This window comes from Sphingorhabdus profundilacus, from assembly GCF_009769755.1.
Lineage (GTDB): Bacteria > Pseudomonadota > Alphaproteobacteria > Sphingomonadales > Sphingomonadaceae > Sphingorhabdus_B > Sphingorhabdus_B profundilacus.
This window is the reverse complement of sequence record NZ_SDWJ01000002.1, coordinates 90,081-112,557: the sequence shown is the minus strand read 5'-3', so window position 1 is coordinate 112,557 and position 22,477 is coordinate 90,081. Positions and strand designations below refer to the sequence as shown.

Below are 22,477 nucleotides of genomic sequence, written 5' to 3'. Positions count from 1 at the left end.
AGACAAGTTCCACTTAGCGCCGTCATGCTGAACTTGTTTCAGCATCTTACTTTTTTGCTTGGCATCGAACTAAGACCCTGAAACAAGTTCAGGGTGACGAAGGTGAGAACGGGTGTGACATTGGTAAAGAAGGAAGTTGAAGGATTGCTGAAACGCCTGGGCGTGTCAGTATGTGGTGACCTTGCCGTCCACACCCCAATAGACGGCAGCCAGATCGGCTCTGTGCCGACTGCCTCGTCAGCCGACATTGAATCCTCTATCGCCGCGTCGCACGACGTTTTCCTCGAATGGCGCACGGTACCCGCGCCGCGCCGGGGCGAATTGGTACGCCTTTTCGGCAATGCGTTGCGCGACCATAAGGACAGCCTTGCGCGCCTTGTCACCATCGATTGCGGCAAGCCCCTGTCCGAAGGCCTGGGCGAAGTGCAGGAGATGATCGACATTTGCGACTTCGCCGTCGGTCTTTCGCGGCAGTTGCATGGGCTGACCATCGCCAGCGAACGTCCCGGCCACCGGATGATGGAGCAATGGCATCCGCTTGGACCGACGCTCGTTATCTCGGCGTTCAACTTCCCCGTTGCGGTCTGGGCATGGAATGCCGCTCTCGCACTGGTCTGCGGCAATAGCGTTATCTGGAAACCGTCGGAAAAAACCCCGCTGACCGCTGTCGCCGTTCAGGCCATTTTTGAACAAGCCGTGCGCGCCTTTGGCGATGCGCCGGAGCATCTTTCCCAAGTGGTGCAGGGCGGACGCGATGTCGGGGCCATGCTTGTCGCCGACCCGCGCATCGCGCTCATTTCCGCGACAGGCAGCACGGCAATGGGACGCAGTGTGGGGCAGGTGGCAGCCGGCCGCTTTGCCCGGTCCATCCTCGAACTCGGCGGCAACAACGCCGCAATCATCAGCGACAAGGCCGATGTGGCGCTTGCCCTGCGCGGTGTGCTGTTTTCGGCCTTTGGCACAACGGGACAGCGCTGCACCAGTTTGCGGCGGCTCTTTGTGCATGACAGCCTTTACGATAGCGTCGTCCCCGCGCTGAAGGCGGCTGCGGCTTCAATGCCGATTGGCGACCCGCTGGACAGCGCACATCTTGCCGGACCGTTGATTGACGAGGCAGCCTTTACCGGGATGCAACAGGCATTAGAGGAAGCACGAGCGCTCGGCGGCATCATATCCGGCGGGGAACGCCTGCCGGGGCCGGGTGTCTATGTTCGCCCGGCGGTTGTGGAGATGACCGCACAGGAGGGCCCGGTGCTGCGCGAAACATTCGCGCCTATCCTCTACGTGATGCGCTACACCGATCTGGACGCGGCAATCGCCTTGCAAAATGCCGTCGGCGCGGGCCTGTCCTCTGCGATTTTCTCGACCGATGTGCGCGAATGCGAACGCTTCCTGTCTGCTGCGGGCAGTGACTGCGGCATTGCCAATGTCAACATCGGCACATCGGGCGCGGAAATTGGCGGTGCCTTCGGCGGTGAAAAGGAAACTGGCGGCGGGCGCGAGTCCGGGTCGGACGCTTGGAAAGCCTATATGCGCCGGGCCACCAACACGATCAATTATTCAAACGAACTGCCGCTTGCACAAGGGGTGACTTTTGACCTAGGCTAGCCCTATGCTCGTCGAAAAATTGCCGCCCATCAACGCCACGCTGCAGCCCAGCAACCACCCTTATCTGAACGGGGCATGGACCCCGCAGCATGAGGAGGTGACCGCGTTCGACCTCGACGTGATCGAAGGGGCCATTCCGGACGATATTGGCGGCATCTATTTACGCAACACCGAAAACCAGTTGCATCAGCCACTCGGCCGTTATCACCCCTTTGATGGTGATGGCATGATCCACCAGATCGATTTTTCGGGCGGCAAGGCAAGTTACCGCAACCGTTTCGTCCGCACCCGCTGCTTCGCGGCGGAGCAGGACGCAGGCGGCTCGCTTTGGGGTGGGCTGATGGACCGCACCGGCACATCCAAGCGCCCCGGCTTTGGGGCGCATGGCGGGCTCAAGGATTCATCCAGCACCGACATCATCGTCCATGCAGGAAAGGCCGTGTCGACCTTCTACCAATGTGGGGAGGGGTATGTTCTCGACCCCGAAACGCTGGACCAGTCGGGTGTCGCATCCTGGGTTCCGCTCGATGGCATATCGGCCCATCCCAAGGTGGATGAGCGCACGGGCGAATTGCTGTTCTTCAACTATTCGAAACATGCGCCCTATATGCATTATGGCGTCGTCGGTCCTGATGGAAAGCTGGCGCATTATGTTCCTGTTCCATTGCCGGGACCGCGCCTTCCGCACGATATGATGTTCACACCGAACTGGTCGATCCTGTGCGACTTCCCGCTGTTCTGGGACGAAGAATTGTTGAAGCGCGATGTGCACGTCACGCGCCTGCATGACGGACTGCCGTCCCGCTTTGCGCTGATCCCGCGCTATGGCCAGCCCGAAGACATTCGCTGGTTCGAAGCCGACCCCACATTCGTCCTGCATTTCATCAACGCCTATGAAGAGGGCGACGAAGTCATCCTCGACGGCTATTTCGAAGAAGACCCCTATCCGCCGCCCATCGAAAGCGCGGGCGAATATGCCCATATGATGGCCTATGTGGATGAGCATAGCTTCAAACCCAAGCTGCACCGCTGGCGTTTCAATCTGGCGGACGGGACCACGAAAGAGGAACGGCTTGATGACCGCATCCTCGAATTCGGCATGATGAACCAGCGCTATCTGGGCCTTCCATACCGCTATGCCTATAGCACCACGTCGAAGCCGGGCTGGTTCCTCTTCAATGGTTTTGTGAAGCATGATCTGGAAACCGGTGCATCCGAACAGGTGATGCTGGACGAAGGGCGTTACGGCAGCGAAGCCCCCTTCGCCCCGCGCACCAATGCCAAGCAAGAGGATGACGGTTATCTGGTCAGTTTCGTGATCGACGAAAACCGCGGCACGTCGGAATGTATCCTGATCGACTGCAAACGGTTTTCCGAAGGCCCCGTCTGCCGCATCGCTTTGCCGCATAAGATATCAAGCGGCACCCACGCCCATTGGGTCGAGCGGCAAGATTTGCGGAAATACGGCTGAGGGCCAAAATACCCTCCCGACTACGGGGAGGGAGAAATCTACTAAACCCGCACCCACCCCGTCACCCTGAACCCCAATTCCCCAATCCCCCGTTAACCTGAACCCCCAACCCCGTCACCCTGAACTTGTTTCAGGGTCTTAGTACTTCGACGTTGAAAAATAAGACCCTGAAACGCAGTCACCGGAGGTGAAATAAATTGTGCTCCGCACGCCTTCGGCTCAAGGGTGACGGTGTTTTAAAACTCTCTCCGCGGAGTTCGCGGAGAAATTAGAATAAAGCCTTCGCGCCTTCGCGCGAACCCAATCCCTTTCCTCCTTATTCCCTTTTTCCTTAGGACGAAAAATAGGGGCCTTTCCCCCTCCCGCTTGCGGGAGGGGTTAGGGGAGGGGGCGGGCCGCAGGTCCGCCTTGTGGGCCTCGCCGACACACCCTCCCCCAGCCCCTCCCGCAAGCGGGAGGGGGAGTAAGGCGCATGGTCGCCGAACCTCCCAAAAAATTCATCTTTCTATCAAAGACAACCACCCACGCGCCCCTTTGCCGGTGATTTCCTAAACGCGCCAAGTTGACATACATAGTTATGCTATTTAATAACCATAGCATCACTATCAAAAATCCGTGTCATTTCGACGCCAAAGTCAGGAAAAGAAAAGCAAATGAATATCGAATCAAAAGCGCGCGCCGGCTTCACCTCCATCATGCTTCGCGGAGGTCGCATGACAAAATGGAAGGGTCAGGTCGCCAGCTACGCGCCGCAAGTCGGTCATTTGCAGTCTGTTTCGGTCGCCGCGATGGCCGCCGCACTCGCCTTTGGTGGCGCGATGGCGGTGCCTTCGGAGGCGATGGCGCAGGATGTGAATGTGGTGATTGATACTCCGCCACCGTTCGACAGCGTGAAGCATGTGAACAACGGGACAGGGGCGCTGAATATTGAGGCGAGCGTCGGCATCGTCGGCGATAATGCAGCGGTTGAAGCAACAAATGGCCCTGATGCAACGGATTTGAATATCGACATTACGGCTGCAATCGGCGCAAATAATGGCATCCTCGCAAATAATGGCGGAAAAGGTGCTACGTCCATTACTGCCACGCAGGCGGTTACGGGTTTAGCCGGTGTTGGCATTGATGCACAGAATGGACCGAACACGACCGACCTTACGATTGATGTAGCCAATGTCACGGGCGCAAATATCGGTATTCGTGCAATCAACGGTGGCACGGGCGTGACTACGGTTACCTCGACCGGGTTGGTTACAGGCGCGTTCAATGGTGTTTATGTCGATGCCAGAGAGAATACGCAGGGCGTTTCGGTTTCTGTAAAGGATGTGTCTGCGACAGGTACGGCTAATTTTAGTGATGCTATAAATGTGCAGAATGGTGGGGCGGGCTCGACGGTTATCAATGCAAGTGGTGCAGTCAGCTCAACCGCCGGCGCTGGCATTGCGGCCACGAACTTAAATGGCTCCAGCGCGACCGATCTTTTGATTGTGGCCAATAGCGTTACAGGTGACGATTTTGGTATCGTTGTTTCGAATAGAGGTGCGGGTGGCGGCAAGACATCGATCACTGCGACTGGAGATGTCACAGCAACTGATGGTGGCTCTATCGGCATTGATGCGTTGAACGCAAACCCGAACACGACCGACCTTACGATTGATGTAGCCAATGTCACGGGCGCAAATATCGGTATTCGTGCAATCAACGGTGGCACGGGCGTGACTACGGTTACCTCGACCGGGTTGGTTACAGGCGCGTTCAATGGTGTTTATGTCGATGCCAGAGAGAATACGCAGGGCGTTTCGGTTTCTGTAAAGGATGTGTCTGCGGGTGAAAATGCTATAAACATTCTAAATGGCGGCAGTGGATTGACTAACATCGCCGTAAACGGCCTCATCGCGGGCGGCGATCATGGTATAAACCTGTCCAATGGCGACACGGATGCAAATCTTGATGCGACAGTGACGCTGGCTGTTGGCGGTAATGTCACGGGAGCAAATAGTGCTATAAATCTTGAGAATGGCGGCACTGGGAATGCGAAGCTCACTCTCAACGGTGATATCACGGCAGCGACGACGGCTATTTCTGCCGTGTCCTTGGGCAGCGGGACCGCAAGCGTAACGGTGAATGGCGACATTTCAGGTGTTACCGGTGTAAGCTTCATCAACGGATTGAACACAGCAGATGTGAACGGCGTGGTGACGGTTGTAGATGGTGGGTCTGTAACGGGAACAGTTAACGGCATTTCTGCTATCAACAACAATGGCGCGAGTGCGATCAATCTGGTTTCGACCGGCAAGGTTAGCGGCGGCACCACTGGTATTTTTGCCATCAACAGTGCAGTCGGAACCGACGTCATTGTTTCGGGCGGTGATGTCACTGGCGGTGTGAACGGTATCGACGCGAACAATGTGGGCACGGGCAACACAATCGTATCGGGCACCGGCACCGTCGTTGGCACGACCGGCAATGGCATTGATGTGTACAATGGTGCGACCGCGAAGAATATGACGGTCAATGCCAATAATGTAACCGGCGCGCTTAACGGGATCGAAGTGGATAATCAAGGCGCAGGGGGTATTACGAACATCACGGTTAGCGGTGTGGTCGCTGGCGGTGCTGGCTATGCCACGGGCCTCTATAATGGTATTCTGGCCTATAATGGGGAAAATACAGGCGGCACGGCCGCATCGGGTGATACGGCAGGAACTGGCTTGACCATCACTTCGACCAAAGTGTCGGAAGTTGTGGGTGGCGTCGCTGTGCCGACTATCACGGGCGGGAACAGCGGTATTTATGCTCAAAACTACGGTGCGGGTTCGACAACGCTCGTCATCGCCGGCGCAGTGGAAGGCGTCAACGGCGACGGTATTTTTGTGTACAATGGTGAAAAAACCTTAGGCGCGGCCTTAAATGTTGCCTCCGTAACCGGCGGCGATGATGGTATTTTTGTCGACAATCAAGGTGTGGGAAATACTCTTCTAGAAAGTACCGGCACAGTTGTGGGCAAGACCGGCAATGGCGTCGAAGTGTTCAATGGCGCGACGGCGAAGAATGTGACGATCAATGCCAATAATGTGACCGGCGCGATCAACGGGATCAATGCGGTTAATGAAGGTAATGGTGTTATTGATGTGACCGTGACCGGCCTGGTGCAGGGCGGCTTGCACGGGGTGAACCTGACCAAGGGCGCCGCGACCGGCGATTTGACCGGCTCGGTCAATGTAACCGGCACCGGCGAGGTGAAGGGCGCGGTGAACGGCGTCAACTTTGTCAATGATGCGGGCGGATCGGCCACGCTTGTGTCTTCAGGCAAGGTGAGCGGGGATTTAAACGGTATTTTTGCTTCGAACGGTCTGGGTACGGTCAATCTGTCGGTCAGCTCGGGCGATGTGACAGGTGGCTTTAACGGCATTTCGGCCCGTAATCTCGGCACCGGCACGACCACGGTAACGGGTACCGGAACAATCACCGGCGGGGCCAATGGCCTTGTCGCGTTTAATACCGATGTCGGGTCGGACGTGACAATTAATGTCAACAATATCACCGGCACGGCGGCCAATGGTATATTGGTCGGCAATGACGGCACGGGCGTAACGCGCGTCACCTCCACTGGTACGGTGACCGGCGGGGTTACCGGCATCAATGCGTATAATGATGTGTCTTCCTTGGGCGGGTTGTTCATCGATGCCAACAATGCGACCGGCGGCGTGGGCGGCGTCGGTATATTGGCGTTCAACAATGGCGGCGGCGTAACCGATGTGATCGCCAGGGGCGATGTTGTTGGCGGACAGGTTGGTATTGCTGCGTTCAACAGCGTCTATGGTACCGGAACGGACGTGTCGGTTACGGCCAAAAATGCCAAGGGGACGACCTATCAAGGTATTTTTGCCGCCAATTATGGCACAGGCTCGACCAAAGTGGTCTCGACCGGATTGGTGGAATCACTGGCGAGTGACGGCATCAGCGCCTATAATGATTCCTCTGCGATCAATCTTGAGGTGACGGCGGTTGATGTGAAGGCGGCTGCGGACGGTATTGATGCGGAAAACCGCGGGTCCGGCTTTACCACGATCACCGTTAGTGGCACGATTACGGCCAATAATGACGGGATCGAGGCGTATAATTACGACACCGCAAAGGGCCTGACCATTGTTGCTAAGAACATCACCGTGGGTGACCCTGCGGTGGCCGGCGCGGTCGGCAACGGTATCTTTGCGATCAATTATGGCGCGGGCGATACCATCATTTCATCGGACGGTGTTATCACGGCCAAGGCCGGCGACGGTATCTTTGCAGCCAATGGCCGCAGTGCCCAGGATCTGACGATTACCGTTGCCGATGTGTCGGGCAGCGTGAACGGCGTAACCGCGTTCAACTATAGCGCGGAAGTGGGTTCGACGACGGTGTCGTCATCGGGTACGGTAAGCGGCGGCACTTATGGCATATTGGCGCGCAACGGGACGGAGCAGACCGACCTGACGGTTAATGTCAAAAATGTCAGTGGCGGCTATCAGGGGATCAACACGATCAACTTTGGCACCGGCGACACGACCATTACATCCGATGGTCTGGTCAACGGCGGTACCGATGATGGCATCAACGCGCTCAATCTTCTGGATGCGAATGACCTGACGATTGACGTTGCGGCGGTCACCGGCAAGACGACCGGCATCCTTGCGACGAATATTGGTTCCGGTAACACGGTTGTGATAGCAAAGGGCAATGTGACGGGCGAAACTGCCTTTGGTATTGCGGTGGTCGGCGGTGGTAATTCTGCCAATCTCAAAATTGAGGCGGTGAATGTAACGGGCGCGCTTGACGGCATTGGCGCGATCAACAACGGCAGTGGCTATACCAATGTGAAGTCCACCGGCACGGTAACAGGCGGGAACAACGGGATATTTGCGGCCAACACCGACGCCGGTAACGGGGTGACGGTTGATGTTGCCAATGTGACCGGCTTGGACGGCTATGGCCTTCTGGTGACAAATTATGGTGCGGGTATTACCACGATTTTGGCCTCCGGTGATGTGACCGGCGGTGCAGGCGACGGTATTTATGCGCTCAATGATGAACTGGCCGGTGCGCTCAACATCAGCGTAAAAAATGTGACCGGTTCCAACTCGGGCATCAGCGCGGTGAACAATGGTGCAGGCGCGACTTCGGTCACGTCGACCGGCACAGTGACCGGCACGGACACCGACGGTATCTCGGTCGTCAACGATGCCGAGGGTACCGATATTCTGGTCGATGCCAATATTGTGAAGGGGGACGAGTTTGGTATCGTCGTCACAAATAACGGCACCGGATCGGCGGCGACGCCTGCATCGACGACCATCAAGGCAAAGGGCGACGTTACCGGAACCAACCAGGCTGGTATTTTTGCGTTGAACGGCACGAACACCGACAATCTCTTGATTGATGTTGCCAATGTGACCGGTGGCCTCGATGGCATATTTGCCCGTAACACCGGCAATGGCGACACAAGCGTGAAATCTTCAGGCACTACCACAACAGTCAAAGGTGCGTTGAACGGCATCGTGATTTCAAACACCACCAATGGCGGTGCAGTGTCGGTTGACGCAAACAATGTCACAGGCACCGCTGGTTTTGGAATTATCGCGGTGAACAACGGCGATGGCGCGACTTCGATCGTGGCCAAGGGCGATGTGACCGGCGGCGCAGGTGACGGCATCTATGCAAACAACGCGGCCACCGCTGGCGCACTGACGGTCAGTGCGAATAATGTAACGGGTTCCGGTTTTGGTATAAGTGTTATCCATAATGGAGCAGGCGCGGCCTCGGTAAAGGCTGACGGCACAGTGACCGGTCAGGGCGTAGACGGTATCTCTATCGTCAACACCGCCTTGGGCACTGACATTCTGGTTGACGCCAATGTGGTTAAGGGTGAACAATTCGGTATCGTCGTCACAAATAATGGCACCGGATCAGCTGGTACTCCTGCATCGACCACAATCAAGGCGAGGGGCGATGTCACCGGAACCACGCAAACCGGTATTCTTGCCAGTAACGCGGCAAATACCGATAACCTCACCATCGATGTGGTCAATGTCACCGGTGGTGGCGGCAATGGTATTTCGGCAAGCAATAGCGGCAATGGCGACACCAGTGTAACGTCAAAGGGTACTGTCATCGGTGCGTCTAACGGTATCGCTGTATTCAACACCACTGCCGGCGGTGCACTTTTGGTCGATGCGGTCACTGTCACCGGTTCCAATGGCATTGGGGTCGTAGCGGTGAACAATGGCGATGGTGCAACGTCGGTTCGCGCGTCAGGCGATGTGACCGGTACAACTTATGGCATCTACGCGTCAAATGCTGCAACCGCAGGCGCACTGACGGTTAGTGCGAATAATGTCACGGGCGGAGTTGATGGCATATTTGCCCGCAACAACGGTACTGGTGATACGAGCGTGACGTCAAAAGGCACAGTCACTGGTGCTTTGAACGGCATTGTGGTTTCGAACACCGCTATTGGCGGTGCGGTGTCGGTTGATGCAACCAATGCTACCGGTACCGGTGGCTTCGGTATCATTGCAGTAAACAACGGAAATGGCGCGACTTCGGTCCTTGCCAAGGGTAATGTAACCGGCGGCGCAGGCGACGGCATCAACGCCTTCAACGCCGCGACAGCAGGCTCGCTCACAATCGACGCGAGTTCGGGCACAGGCACTGTTACCGGTTCGCTCTCCGGCATTGATGCGGTCAACAATGGTTCAGGTGTTACTTCCGTCACGGCCAAGGGCACAGTGACGGGCACCACGGCAGATGGCATCTCGGTTGTGAACGATGCCGAAGGCACTGCTATCCTGGTCGATGCCAATGTTGTGCGGGGCGATGACTTCGGTATTTTTGTTACCAACAATGGTGTCGGATCTGCGGCTGCTCCGGCCTCAACGACAATTAAGGCCAAAGGCGATGTAACAGGAACTACATTGGCGGGTATCTTCGCCAACAACACCGCAGGCACTACAAACCTCACCATAGAGGCTGCCAATGTTACCGGCGCAATCGACGGTATCATTGCGACCAACAATGGTAATGGTGCATCCTCCGTTACATCAATCGGTTCCGTTAACGGCGCGACCGCGAACGGTATCGCCGTGCTCAATGGAGCATCGGCAACGACACTTTCGGTTGCTGCCAAGGATGCAAAGGGCGCGATTAACGGCATATTGGCTGATAATAAGGGGACCGGCGCCTCCACCCTGTCTGTTACCGGCAAGATCATCGGCGGCACAGGTGCGGGTATTGCGACCTTTGGCAACGCGGGCAAGCTGACAACGATTAGCCTTGCTGCAACTGCGGAGGTTTCTGCTGCTTCGGGTGCTGCGATTTCGAATAACGAAAGCGATAGCGTTCTCAATGTTGCCAAGGGAACGCTGATTAACGGTACAATCCGGCTCGGCAATGGCAGTGATACCGCAAATTTCCTGATAGATAATACGGCGGCTTTCGCAACGATCACTGCTTTAGATGGCGGTGACAATATCTCGGCTGCAGATGGTTTTGTCGATACGCTCAACCTGAACGGTGCCGGAACCTATGATCTGGTCGGCGCCCGTGTAACAAATTGGGAAGCGGTCAATATCAATGCTGGCCGGGTCAGGTTTAGCGATGCGGCAATCACAGCAGGGGCGATAACAACTAGTAATGGCGGAACGCTCGATTCATCGAACAACTTAGCGATTACGGCCAATATGGTAGTCGCCAAAGGTGGAACATTGCTCGTTGGAAATGCCGCCGGAAATGCAAATGTAAGTATTATCGGTAACCTCTCCAATGCTGGTCTGGTCAATTTGAGTGGCGCTGCAGGAAAGGCTGGAGACAGGCTGAATGTCAGCGGCAACTTTACCAATGCCGGTGGTCAAACAACTATCGATACAGTAATCGGCGCAGATAACTCCCCGACCGACTTGTTAATCATCGGCGGGAATGTTAGCGGCACCGGTCTTGTAGCGATCAACAATGTTGGCGGTGTAGGCGGCTTGACAGTCGGTGACGGCATTAAACTCGTGCAAGTGGGTGGAACGTCCAGCGCTGATGCTCTACAATTAGCAGGCGGTGACCTGCAAGTTGGCGGTTTCCGTTACGATCTTTTCCTCGGTGGTATTGCCGATCCGAATGATCAAGATTGGTATCTGCGTACAGTTGGTCTCAGCGACATTGCTGCGACCACCCTGTCACTCGCACGGTTGAGTGATGACATCTCGATGACCTTTCTTGGCACTTTGCAAGAGCGTGTAGGTGAGCAGGAACATATTGCCAAACGTGACTATCAAAGTGGCGGAGTAAGCGGGCTTTGGGGCAGATTCATAGGCAAGGGCTTCCGTGATCGCTTGGCATCGAAAGAGCTGGGCGAGGTCAAATCGAACGGTTCCATCACGGGAATGCAAATGGGTCTGGATTTTGTCCGCAAAATTAGCGGCAACGGGTCGGCGGCCTTCGCCGGAGTTTACGCTGGTTATGCCGACGGCAGTTCTTCCGACACAAATATATTCCAAGATGTAGCTCGTCGTTCCGGAGGTTCGAAAAGCAAAGGTTGGTTAACCGGTCTTTATGGTACTTATTATGGCTCAACCGGATGGTACGCAAATGCTGTGGTACAAGCGAGTTTCCTTGACGCTGCAGCAAATGCGGCAAATGGTACAAAGCTCAAAACAGAAGGGCGCACTTTCTTGGGCTCGCTTGAAATGGGCAAGTCACTAAAACTGGGCGGACGCTTGGCTTTTGAACCTCAATTGCAAGTCATTTACGGCAACAACAAGTTTGATGGAGCGATCGACAGCGACGAGATTTTGAACAAAGTCGCTATCGAAGACAGCATTATCGGTCGTGTAGGTTTCCGTTTGAAAACGACTAAGGATGAGAAATACAGCACCGAAGGTGGCCTATTCAGTGGTTATCTGAAGACCAATTTGTGGCACAATTTATTAGGGGCGGATGTTTCATCAACCATCGCAGGCCAGTCTATTGGTAAACTCGAGCCGAAGAAAACCTGGGTCGATATCGGCTTTGGTACGACGCTGACGGTAGCAAAACAGACCGAAATTTTCGTCGATGCAGATGTTGAATTCGGCATAGACCAGAAAACCACAGCTGGAACCGGCAAGGTCGGTCTGCGTTTTAACTGGTAATTTTGATATTGTGGCGCGGGTTAGCATATCGCACCGCGCCACATTTCAGACTTTGAAATATTTATGCGGCGGGGCGGCCTGTGTTCCTGAAGAGGACGCGGTTCGTCCGGTTGTGTTTCGACCCTCGTTATGGCCGTTGCCAGACGAATATTAAACAAGCTGGAGATTCCCAATGGTTAGCAAATCGAAGATTAAAGTCCAGAAAGAGACCGCACCTCAGCCGGTGACATCTGAAAGTTCGTCGCCGTCGACCAATAGCGTGAAATATTCGCAGTCCGGCGGGCTGGTCGCTCTATTGGCCCGGCTCAATATTTCGGTCGCGTTCACATCCTATCAGTCTGGTCTGCTTTATATGTTGGGTCGGAACAACCAGGGCGCACATTTGCACCAGACAGGTATTCCCAAGCCAATGGGCCTTTCCTTTGACGCCAACGGAACGCTGTCCTTGTCATCGGGTTATCAATTGATGACGTTCCACAACCCTTTGGCAGCGCATGAACGTGTGAATACCCTTTTTGATGCCTGCTTCGTCCCGCGTGATGTGCATGTCACAGGTCAACTGGACGCGCATGATGTCGGTGTGGCGTCCAATGGTGACCTTATTTTTGTAAACACCCAATTTAATTGCCTAGCGACAACTGATCCCAAGCACAGCTTTAGAATGTTGTGGAAGCCCGATTTTGTTTCCGCTTTGGTGAAGGAAGACCGCTGCCACCTCAACGGGTTGGCTATGGAAAATGGCGAACCTGTCTATGTCACCGCGGTAAGCAAATCGGACACTATCGACGGCTGGCGTGATCGCCGATCAGATGGCGGCATCGTCATTGACGTTAAAAAGAACAAGGTGATTTGCAACGGGTTATCAATGCCGCATTCGCCGCGCGTCCATAATGGTGAACTTTGGGTGCTTAATTCCGGGACCGGGGAATTGGGCGTCATTGAAGGTGCGGCGAGCGGGAAAGGCAAATTCGTCCCACGTGTTTTCTGCCCAGGCTTTGCCCGTGGATTGGCATTCCACGGTGATCTTGCTTTTGTAGGCCTTTCCAAACCCCGCTATGAACGCTTTGAAGGTTTACCGCTCGATGAAAAGCTGAAGGCGGCGGACAGTGAGCCTTGGTGCGGAATTCAAATCATCGATATAAAACGGGGCACTTGCGTAGAATGGTTCCGCATCGACGGTGCGGTGGCCGAGTTATACGATGTTGAAATATTACCAGGGATAGCATGTCCTATGGCACTTAGCCCAACGTCACCTGAGATTATGAATTTCCTGACCTGGGAAGGTAGTAGCCTTCCCCCGATAAGCTAGGATATGAACGCATAGATATTGTCGTCGAGCTTTGAAGCCATTTTGACGCCTCGACGATGATATCTATGTGTTTATGGCTCAACATAGCCATCTGTGGTCCTGGTTCGGCTTCAAACGACAACGGACATTGGGCCGTTTCGCACCTCTATAATGTCGACAGAAATATCCAGAATGCGGTTGCAACGACGCCGTTTGTCAGTCCGAACTCGATAAAAGCCTTTTTTGATAGGCGACCAAAAATCAGCAGATAAAGGCTGAGAAAGAAGGCCCAGCTCTTTAGTGCCGCACCGAAGAGTAAAAACGGCCAGACAAATACAGGATTGTAATAGAGATATATATACGTCAACCCGAAAACCATCGCGGTTCCAGCGACAAATAGTCGCAGTTGCCAATAATCGTCCGGTCTATGCTGCGTGTCCACTTTGGGAAATGACGAGGCAAACAGTTTGACCGCGCCAAAGCCATTCAGCAACGCCCCCATCATAAGGACAAGATCCAGACTTAACCGCATGAACAAATCCGATTTAAGTTTTTCATATCAGGAGCGATCACTTAAAAAAGGCTAGCTGGAATTTTCATTTTACAAAAAAATGGATGGCAGATATCCGGAGATATCGTGCCATCCAAGTAATGTTACGACCACTAGGAAGGTGAATGGGCTTGCGCCCATTCGGATCGACCAGCCCGCCATGGAATTAATGGGGAACCATAGCGGGCTGGATTGGCACCAACATTCCCAAATCAGCAAAGCTTATTCAGAACTATTGACACCAAATCTGTCTGCGCTCTTTATAAGTAGTAATACTATGTATGTAAAGATGGAAAATGCAGTTGACGCACACCTGAAGGTTTTGACGCGATTGGTGCAATGCGGGTAATTCTGCGATCAATATTAAGTAAATAATATCAGATATTTCGAGGCAAGTGCAGGCACTCCAATCGCCCCACCGAATGTAATCTGCACGGAATCTGATATTACCTAAAGCCCTGCTTCGACCGCGATCCGAATCGCGTCCGCAGTTGTTGCCGCACCGAGTCGGGTCATAAGTAGCGCCCGGTGCATTTTCACAGTCTGCTCACTCAGGCTGAGGCTATGGGCGATTTGCTTGTTCAAATGCCCAATCGCCATTTCTGCCAAAACCTCGCGCTGGCGGCGCGATAACCTCTTTACGGCCAATGCTGCAGCCATTCGGCGGTTTGCATAAGTGGTCGGCGCATCGGGGACCAATTCGACCTGCGAGCCCAAGAAAAACTCCAACTCTCCATCTTCGTCAAATGTCGGTGCGACCAGAACGGCATTTCGAAAAGGCGTACCGTTGCGTTTGTAATTTAAGATTTCAACCAGAACCGAAGAATGCCGCCGAACGCCGCTGCGAATTGTTTCTGTGAGCCAAGGCTCGGTTGCAGGACCCGCCAAAAAGCGACAATTGCGACCAATAATCTCGTCCGCTGAATATCCGGTCAATTCAATAAAAGCGCTATTGCATGCAATTATCGGGTTATCTTTCAATCTCGGATTGCTGATTACCGACGCAATCGGGCTGTGAGCGATCATTGCATCAAGACGCTTTTTGGCACGGCCTGTAACGACCATTGCTGCTGTCTCCCATTTTTAAGGCACCGCAAAATGCGTCGAGACGCCTCATTATATTAATGGTCTGCTCTCTTTATCGAGTCGCTCCAATATCGGTAAAACATGGTATAAGGTGTAGGTTGTCCGATTGAGGACGAGGCGTACCCTCCCGCCACCCAAGGTTACAGCCTGGGACAGGAAAGGGGAAATATAATGCAGGAATTATCATTTGGCCAATATTCGCTGGTCTATAACGCATTTTCGTTCACATTTGCCACTATGGCAGCCGCAACATTATTCTTGTGGTTCGGCCGTTCGCAGGTAGGCCACGCCTACAAGACGGCGTTGACCATATCGGGGCTTGTGTGCGCCATTGCCGCTTATCATTATTTCCGTATTTTCGAAAGCTGGCAGAGCGCATATGACATCAAGAACGGTGTCGTTGTTGCATCAGGCTATGCCTTTAATGATGCCTATCGCTACGTTGACTGGTTGCTAACCGTCCCGCTGCTGCTGATTGAACTTATTCTGGTCATGCGCCTTAGCGCAGAAGAAACCGTTTCAAAGGCGACCAAATTGGGCGCGGCTGCGGCATTGATGATTGTCCTTGGTTATCCCGGTGAAATCGCGACCGATATACCGACCCGGATATTGTGGGGAACCTTGTCGGCCATACCCTTTGTCTACATTATGTGGCAGCTATTCGCCGGTCTTGGTGCTTCCATTAACAGCCAACCGGAAAGCGTGCGTGAATTGGTCAAAAAAGCCCGTTTGCTGACATTTGCATCTTGGGGTTTTTACCCGATTGTGTACATGATCCCGTATACCAGTTTAAGCGGGTCCAATGTCATTGTCGGTGTTCAGGTGGGCTATACTATTGCCGATGTGATTGCCAAGGCAGGCGTCGGTATTTTGATTTACATGATCGCCACGCGCAAGTCGCAAGTCGAATATGGCGATCCGGCCCACGCATGACCGGCCATGGCAGACGGCTTTGATGATCACCCGTTCATCATGCCGTTGATGCACCTTACGAGATCCAGAAACGCAACGCTTATTCCTGCGCTGCGTTTCTGGGCTTTACCAATTCTGACCTGCCTTTTGATCTTAGCCAATATAATATGGATTGGTTTGGACAGCGAACATATGACGGCGATAGCAGCCGCTATGATCGTCTTGGCCGGTATACCGCACGGCACACTTGACGTCGAAATCGCGGCATTGCGGTTCGGACAGGCCAGCTTTGCAGGGAGGGCATTGATTGTCGCGATCTACGGAACCTGCGCCTTGTCTATGGTGCTGTTGTGGTTTCAGCTTCCAAGTCTCGCCCTAATTTCATTTCTGGTGATATCGGTCGTGCATTTCAGTTTGGACTGGCGCGGTCGGTCTGAACCCTTTTTGGCGTTGATGGTTGGATGGGCGCTGGTGGCATTGCCCGCCTTGTCCCATCCACAAGCCGTCGCGTCGATATTTGAAGTGCTGACCGGCAATGAAGGGGGCGGGATAATTGCTGCGCTTTTGGCGTGCTCGTCAATTCCAGCTGCATTGGGCAGTATCGTTTTTGCTCACTGGTCCTATCTTCATGGGGATAAAAAAATAGCGGTCGATGTTGCCACTTGCTTGATCGCAGCACTATTCCTGCCGCCCCTGATCGCATTTGCCATTTTTTTCTGCGGTTTACATTCACCACGGCATATGGCCGATGCCATGCGCGAAACCGGTATGATTGCGCCACCCAAAAAGGCGATGATAATTTTGATAGTGTTCGCACTTTCTATTGGGCTCGGTGTCCTGCTATTTGTTGCACATGACCCGCTTTCAATAGAGGAAGGCGTCATCCGCGCGGCCTTTGTTTTGATTTCCACCCTGACGGTTCCGCATTTTTTGCTTGAGCAATTTGCGTCGCGCCATTCCCGCTAAGACTGGAATTCGTGTCAGTGCAGCAACTTTATGCGGCAGTGACTATATCAGCCAAAAGCAAAAAATTGGCGCGCCCTACAGGAGTCGAACCTGTGGCCTCAAGATTAGAAGTCTCGCGCTCTATCCAGCTGAGCTAAGGGCGCGCGCTGTGTAGCGCAATAACCACTTTGCGTGCGCCTGCAAAGCGGCTTATGGCACTATCATGCAAGACACACCGATTTTGACCGAAAGCGCCAACGCAGTCAGCGGGCGACATTTTCGCTATTATGATTTTGTCATGGCCGCCTTTGTCGCGGTGTTGCTGCTATCCAATGTCATTGGTGCAGCCAAACCTGCCGTGCTTTCCATAGGTGGGGAGCAGTGGGTTTTTGGCGCAGGGATTCTGTTTTTCCCGCTTGGCTATGTCATCGGCGATGTATTGACAGAAGTTTACGGCTTTGCCCGTGCGCGCCGCGTGATCTGGGCGGGCTTTGCCGGTCTGGTATTCATGGCATTTATGAGCTGGGTCGTTGTCGCTTTACCACCTGCCCCCGGCTGGGAAGGGCAGGCGGCATATGAAGCTGTGTTCGGACAGGTCTGGCGCATTGTAGCTGCCTCGATCATCGCATTTTGGGCCGGTGAATTCGTCAACAGCTATGTGATGGCGCGGATGAAGATATGGACCGCAGGCAAGCATTTGTGGACACGAACCATTGGCTCTACAATCGTTGGTCAAGGCGTGGACAGCTTGATTTTCTACCCGCTCGCCTTTTGGGGCGCGTGGACCAACGAGCAGGTGTTTATTGTCATGATAACCAACTGGCTGTTAAAAGTGGGTTGGGAAGTGGTGCTGACGCCGCTAACCTATATTGTTGTCGGCTGGCTAAAACATAAGGAAGGCGTCGATATTTTTGACGAGAACACTGATTTCTCCCCGTTCAAAACGAAAGTGTGATGCTAGAAATTCTCCAGAAATTGGCCGATCAATGGATCGTATTTAAAATCTCGCTCATCGATTTTGTTGGTCTGACCAACGACGCGATGCATATTCACGGGTCGATTTTGATTTTGTTCGTATCGGCCATCATATTGCGTCGACGACCCGATAGTCCATGGTGCTGGCTGATCGTGTTAATCGCCGAATTGTTTAATGAATATGCCGATTTTCACGGGGTTGCTCCTGGTGAATCAACCATCGATGCGGCTGTTCATGATCTTTATAATACCATGTTCTGGCCGACGATTATCATGGTGCTGGGTCGGTTTCTGTTTCCGCCGCAGCCTAAAAAAGACAAAAACAGGCCAGCCGATTCAAGCGATCTCGCGAATGAGAGCTTCAAAGAGCCGGCGCCCGTCTGATCCGCCTTGCAAAGGTTCGATCATGCGTTCGGGATGGGGCATCATGCCAAGCACATTACCTGCATTGTTCAAAATGCCCGCGATATCGCGCGCCGAACCATTTACAGATTCTGCATAGCGAAATGCCACGCGGCCCTCACCTTCAAGGCGATCAAGTGTTTCGGAATCGGCGAAATAATTGCCGTCATGGTGGGCAACGGGAATGGCAATCTGTTCCCCATTTTCATATTGACTGGTAAAAATCGATTGGCTGTTTTCGACTTTCAACTGAACCGTTCGGCAAACAAAACGAATGCCCGCATTCCGCATCAGGGCGCCCGGTAGCAGTCCTGCTTCCGTTAAAATCTGGAACCCATTACACACACCCAGCACCGGCACCCCACGCGAAGCCGCCGCTATAACCGACTGCATAACCGGAGATCGCGCCGCCATCGCGCCGGACCGGAGATAATCGCCATAGGAAAACCCGCCGGGTATCGCGATTAAATCAAGGTTATCGGGAAGCTCTGCTTCGCCGTGCCATATCAGGCTGGTGCGCGCGCCCATAATCTGCTGAACAGCAACGGCCATATCTCGATCGCAATTGGAGCCGGGAAACTGGATGACCGCCGCGTGCATCAGGCGGCCTGTTCGATTTCAAAATTCTCGATAACCAAATTGGCCAGCAATTTGCTGCACATAGACTCAAGGTCCGTTCGGGACAGCCCCGGCTCATGTTCAATTTCAATGAGTCGACCTGCGCGCACATCATGTATGCCTGAAAAACCGAGGCTTTCAATGGCGTGATGAATGGCTTTGCCTTGCGGATCAAGCACGCCATTTTTCAAGGTAACGAAGACGCGGGTTTTCATGGAACTCACCTGTGTAGCTTGCCGTCCGCTTCCTATAGATTGCGCGCAATTTGAAGCAAGGGGGCAGGTGCATGATAACCAGAATTTAACCAAGAAGGGCAATGCTGTATTGAGGGTAATTGGTGTAAGTGCATGCTCCACAATTGGTTCGTGGAGGCAATTGCGCTGTTCGGAGGAACCTATGGTTGGATTGGCAACTGCGATGTTTATCGGACTTTTCGCTTTCGGGCATGAAATGCTCGGCTGGAGCGGTACGCCCAATGACGAGGTTCAGCTGGGATTGTTTATCGCATTCATTCTTGGAATCGTGTGCGGTTACAAAACCAAAGGATAACTTCCCGTCTATAAAATCGCGCGCTATTTTCGCGTTGCTGCCTGTGGCACCTCGTTCTTGCTGGTCAATTCATCAGGCAAAGCCCGAAACGTAAATTGGGCAGGCTTTCCAATCCAGATTTTTGCCAATTGCCATATATCGTCGGGCGTTATCGCCTTGAAGAGTCCTTCGCTTTTTCGAAAACGCTCTAATCTTTCAGGCTTGCTCTGCGCGACAGAAGCAACGCCAATCCATGTGCCATTTTGCTTTTTCCAGTCGGTATAGCTTTCCAGGACTGGTTTGCGTGCCCGCTCAAAAAGGTCTGCCTCAACAGGCTTTGCTCTAATTTCTGCGATGATGGCATCGACGGTTGCCTCAATTGCCTGCAGGTCTTTCGGGTCGCCATTGGTGTTTATCGTGAACGTACCCCTACCGGGATAGACGCTCGACATAAAGGAACTGGCCCCACCTCCATAGGTAGCGCCCAGTTTTTCGCGCAGTTCATCGGTCAGACGTAAAGTGATGACCCGCGCCAGAAGATCGAGTCCTTGACTTGTTTTCTGGTCGCTATCGTCAGTTGTCGTCCATATTCTGCGCCATCCCATTTGGTTGGCTTCCCCCATATGCGGGATGTCGAAACTTCCGCTGGCCTTGCTCCACGCCGTTCTACGCTGGTCGTCCAAGCGGTTTTCGTCTGGATTACGCGGTGGAAGAGCGCCAAATGTGCGGGCAACAGCTGCAATTGTGGCGTCCTCATCAATGTCACCCACCACAGCGATTTCCAGCCGGTTTTTTAGCAGTGCATCTCCCAAAATGGATTTAAGCAATGAAAAATCAATTTCTTGCATCGTTTCAAGCGGGGCAATTGTGAAACGGGGGTCGCTGTCGGTCATGATTTTGATCGCAGAAACGCCCATGGCCGAATTGGGCGTCGCATCGAGTCTGGCATAAAATTCAGGCAACGGCCGCCGGAACAGGCGCAGCGCATTTTCTGAATAACCCGGGTATTTTGTGAAAGCAGCCATCACCTGCAACTGGCGCTCGAGATCCTCCGGCGCAATCGAGCCTGAACCGCCAAAATATTCATCGGCGACGCTGAACGTTGCTGACACCGTTGTGCCCGCCAATAATGTACGTAAATCCTCAATATCATGGGCCACGAGCCCGCCTGACACATAGGCACCGGACATCAGCGCGGCCAGCGGCGCGTGATCTTTTCCAAAATACAACTCGCCGCCGTCGATACGCAGCGAATAGCGCAACCTGTTATCTTCATAATCTGTTCTTTTGATGTTGAGCATCACACCATTTGCAAAGCGGATGGTGCGGATCCCAAGGTCTGCGATAATGTGATCGCTGACCACCGCACCGGCAGGCCCAAAGTCGGTATAGGCAAATGCCTGTTCCCGCCGTTCCGCCGGTGGAGAGACCGGGACGCTGCGGCTGGATGCAAATTGAGTGAGCAGCTGTTCGGACGTCAAGCCCTCATCCTTTTTTGTCGTGTAATATATGATAGGCCGGTCGAGCTGGCCAAACCAATGGGAAAAAGCTTCAGTGATTGACGCTTTTGTCATGAATGGGCGCAGTTGCAGCCATAGTAACCGGCGATAGACTGCGGAATTCAACACATCGTCATCCAGTCCTGCCAGTTCGTTCGCAAAAGCAACGCTGGCTTTGGTGGTCTCGCCTTTCGCAGCATTATCATAAGCCGAATCGAGCCGTTTCACCTGCTCGGCAATTTCGGCGTCGCTAAAGCCATATTGTGATGCCTGGCGGACGATTTGCTCTGCAAAGGGCAATAACTCGCGCCAGCTTCCATCCTTACCAGACGCACCAAAGCCGATACGTGCATATTGGTCGCAAAACCCAATTTCAAAACTGGTTCCACCGCCTAGGAAAGCCACGTCATTCTCGCGTGATCTGCGGCTCATTCGTTGACCAATGATCGAGGATGCAATCTGCATTTTCAGTTCTATCAAGGCCCGTTCAATTGTATCAGGACGTCGTCGATCCGGAATGAATTGCTGTATGCTAATCGCCTCGCCTATCTTGGGATGGACAAAATATCCGGAGGAAGCGCCCCTTTTTGTATCAATAGTGCACGTGTCGAAATCGGCCAATGCGGGACCGTCGCTTTTCCAGTCGGCGAATTTACGGACAATTTCCTGTTCAATTGCAGCGACATCGACGGGGCCGACGATGATGATTTTCGTCCTGTCAGGGCGGTACCATTTTTTGTAGAGCGCACGCATCCGTTCCGATGGTGCAGTTTCCAGAATATTCTGTTGGCCGATGGGGTAGCGCTTGGCGTAAAAAGTACCGGGATAGAACAGGTCATTGGCGGCCCGCGCACTTTGAAAGCCGAAATTTTCACGTTCCCGTTTTTCGGCAATCACAATTCCGCGTTCATCATCGACAGATTTTGGATCAAACAGGACCTCGCTGGCTGTTTCGCGCATCAGAAAAAGTGCGCGCTCGATTAACGCGGCGTCCGCACGCGGCAAGTCGAGTTTATACTGGGTTTGGGTATAGCCAGTCGACGCGTTGGTATCCGCGCCAAATGACAAGCCCAACCGTTCGAGCATTTTGACCATTTCCCCTTCGGGAACGTGGGTTGTTCCATTAAAGGCCATATGTTCGATAAAATGGGCAAGGCCTTGCTCATCATCACTTTCCGCCGCCGACCCAAAATCGACCGCCATCCGCACAATGACCTGATTCTGAGGCCGCTGGTTGTGCCGGATGGCATAGCGGAGCCCATTGGGCAGCATGCCGTATACAATGCTTTTGTCAGGCTCGAGATCGCTAGTCTCTGCATTCCAGGGCGCGGTACGCTCGGCCCCAACAGGGGCTCTGTCCGAAGCAGCAATGACTGGAACAGCAAACAGCAAAAGCACCGATGCCGCTAATCGCGTAACGCCCTGTTTTAGCACTCCTGA

14 protein-coding genes and 1 tRNA gene are annotated in these 22,477 nt (G+C 53.6%); 9 read left to right on the top strand and 6 right to left on the bottom strand.

Features of this window, described 5'->3' with window-relative positions; genetic code table 11:
- Window positions 1–93 precede the first annotated feature (93 nt).
- From amaB to EUU23_RS08240, 4 genes are all read left to right on the top strand, one after another.
- On the top strand, window positions 94–1,608 hold the full coding sequence (gene amaB, locus EUU23_RS08255; protein ID WP_343032700.1) for an L-piperidine-6-carboxylate dehydrogenase: 1,515 nt from the start codon (window positions 94–96) through the stop codon (window positions 1,606–1,608).
- Window positions 1,609–1,612: 4 nt separating this feature from the next.
- Entirely contained in the window at window positions 1,613–3,079 is a 1,467-nt protein-coding gene (locus EUU23_RS08250) for a carotenoid oxygenase family protein (RefSeq protein WP_160353687.1), read from the top strand.
- 653 nt (window positions 3,080–3,732) lie between these two features.
- Window positions 3,733–12,234 carry an autotransporter outer membrane beta-barrel domain-containing protein gene (locus EUU23_RS08245; protein ID WP_160353686.1) on the top strand — a complete coding sequence of 2,834 codons (8,502 nt, stop codon included), beginning with the start codon at window positions 3,733–3,735 and terminating at the stop codon, window positions 12,232–12,234.
- 172 nt (window positions 12,235–12,406) lie between these two features.
- Window positions 12,407–13,543, top strand: a complete 1,137-nt coding sequence (locus EUU23_RS08240) for a TIGR03032 family protein (protein WP_160353685.1) — start codon at window positions 12,407–12,409, stop codon at window positions 13,541–13,543.
- Window positions 13,544–13,688: 145 nt separating this feature from the next.
- Here the strand turns inward: EUU23_RS08240 and EUU23_RS08235 are convergent, their stop codons facing one another.
- Both EUU23_RS08235 and EUU23_RS08230 read right to left on the bottom strand, forming a co-directional pair.
- Window positions 13,689–14,054, bottom strand: a complete 366-nt coding sequence (locus tag EUU23_RS08235; protein WP_160353684.1) for a hypothetical protein — start codon at window positions 14,052–14,054, stop codon at window positions 13,689–13,691.
- 468 nt (window positions 14,055–14,522) lie between these two features.
- Window positions 14,523–15,137 carry a PAS domain-containing protein gene (locus tag EUU23_RS08230; protein WP_160353683.1) on the bottom strand — a complete coding sequence of 205 codons (615 nt, stop codon included), beginning with the start codon at window positions 15,135–15,137 and terminating at the stop codon, window positions 14,523–14,525.
- A gap of 192 nt (window positions 15,138–15,329) precedes the next feature.
- Here EUU23_RS08230 and EUU23_RS08225 point away from each other — a divergent pair, with 192 nt between their 5' ends.
- The gene (locus EUU23_RS08225) at window positions 15,330–16,091 is read left to right on the top strand and encodes a bacteriorhodopsin-like (RefSeq protein WP_160353682.1); all 762 of its coding nucleotides are present in this window, start codon (window positions 15,330–15,332) and stop codon (window positions 16,089–16,091) included.
- A gap of 6 nt (window positions 16,092–16,097) precedes the next feature.
- Window positions 16,098–17,036, top strand: coding sequence for a Brp/Blh family beta-carotene 15,15'-dioxygenase (locus EUU23_RS08220; RefSeq protein WP_160353681.1), 939 nt, complete (start codon window positions 16,098–16,100; stop codon window positions 17,034–17,036).
- A 66-nt stretch (window positions 17,037–17,102) separates the two neighbouring features.
- Here the strand turns inward: EUU23_RS08220 and EUU23_RS08215 are convergent.
- Window positions 17,103–17,179: transfer RNA gene (locus EUU23_RS08215), tRNA-Arg, on the bottom strand.
- 59 nt (window positions 17,180–17,238) lie between these two features.
- On the opposite strand from EUU23_RS08215, the gene EUU23_RS08210 reads away from it, so the two are divergent.
- Window positions 17,239–17,970, top strand: a complete 732-nt coding sequence (locus EUU23_RS08210) for a queuosine precursor transporter (RefSeq protein ID WP_160353680.1) — start codon at window positions 17,239–17,241, stop codon at window positions 17,968–17,970.
- Window positions 17,970–18,374, top strand: coding sequence for a hypothetical protein (locus EUU23_RS08205; RefSeq protein ID WP_160353679.1), 405 nt, complete (start codon window positions 17,970–17,972; stop codon window positions 18,372–18,374). The genes EUU23_RS08210 and EUU23_RS08205 overlap by 1 nt, the downstream gene beginning before the upstream one ends.
- Here the strand turns inward: EUU23_RS08205 and purQ are convergent.
- Together purQ and purS are read right to left on the bottom strand one after the other, a co-directional pair.
- Window positions 18,327–18,992, bottom strand: coding sequence for a phosphoribosylformylglycinamidine synthase subunit PurQ (purQ, locus tag EUU23_RS08200; RefSeq protein ID WP_160353678.1), 666 nt, complete (start codon window positions 18,990–18,992; stop codon window positions 18,327–18,329). The genes EUU23_RS08205 and purQ overlap by 48 nt on opposite strands.
- On the bottom strand, window positions 18,992–19,225 hold the full coding sequence (gene purS, locus EUU23_RS08195; RefSeq protein WP_160353677.1) for a phosphoribosylformylglycinamidine synthase subunit PurS: 234 nt from the start codon (window positions 19,223–19,225) through the stop codon (window positions 18,992–18,994). The genes purQ and purS overlap by 1 nt, the downstream gene beginning before the upstream one ends.
- A 181-nt stretch (window positions 19,226–19,406) precedes the next feature.
- Between purS and EUU23_RS13970 the strand changes: the two genes are divergently transcribed.
- Entirely contained in the window at window positions 19,407–19,559 is a 153-nt protein-coding gene (locus EUU23_RS13970) for a hypothetical protein (protein ID WP_179956534.1), read from the top strand.
- 23 nt (window positions 19,560–19,582) lie between these two features.
- On the opposite strand, the gene EUU23_RS08190 is transcribed toward EUU23_RS13970, so the two are convergent.
- Entirely contained in the window at window positions 19,583–22,471 is a 2,889-nt protein-coding gene (locus EUU23_RS08190) for an insulinase family protein (RefSeq protein ID WP_160353676.1), read from the bottom strand.
- Between the last annotated feature and the right edge of the window lie 6 nt (window positions 22,472–22,477).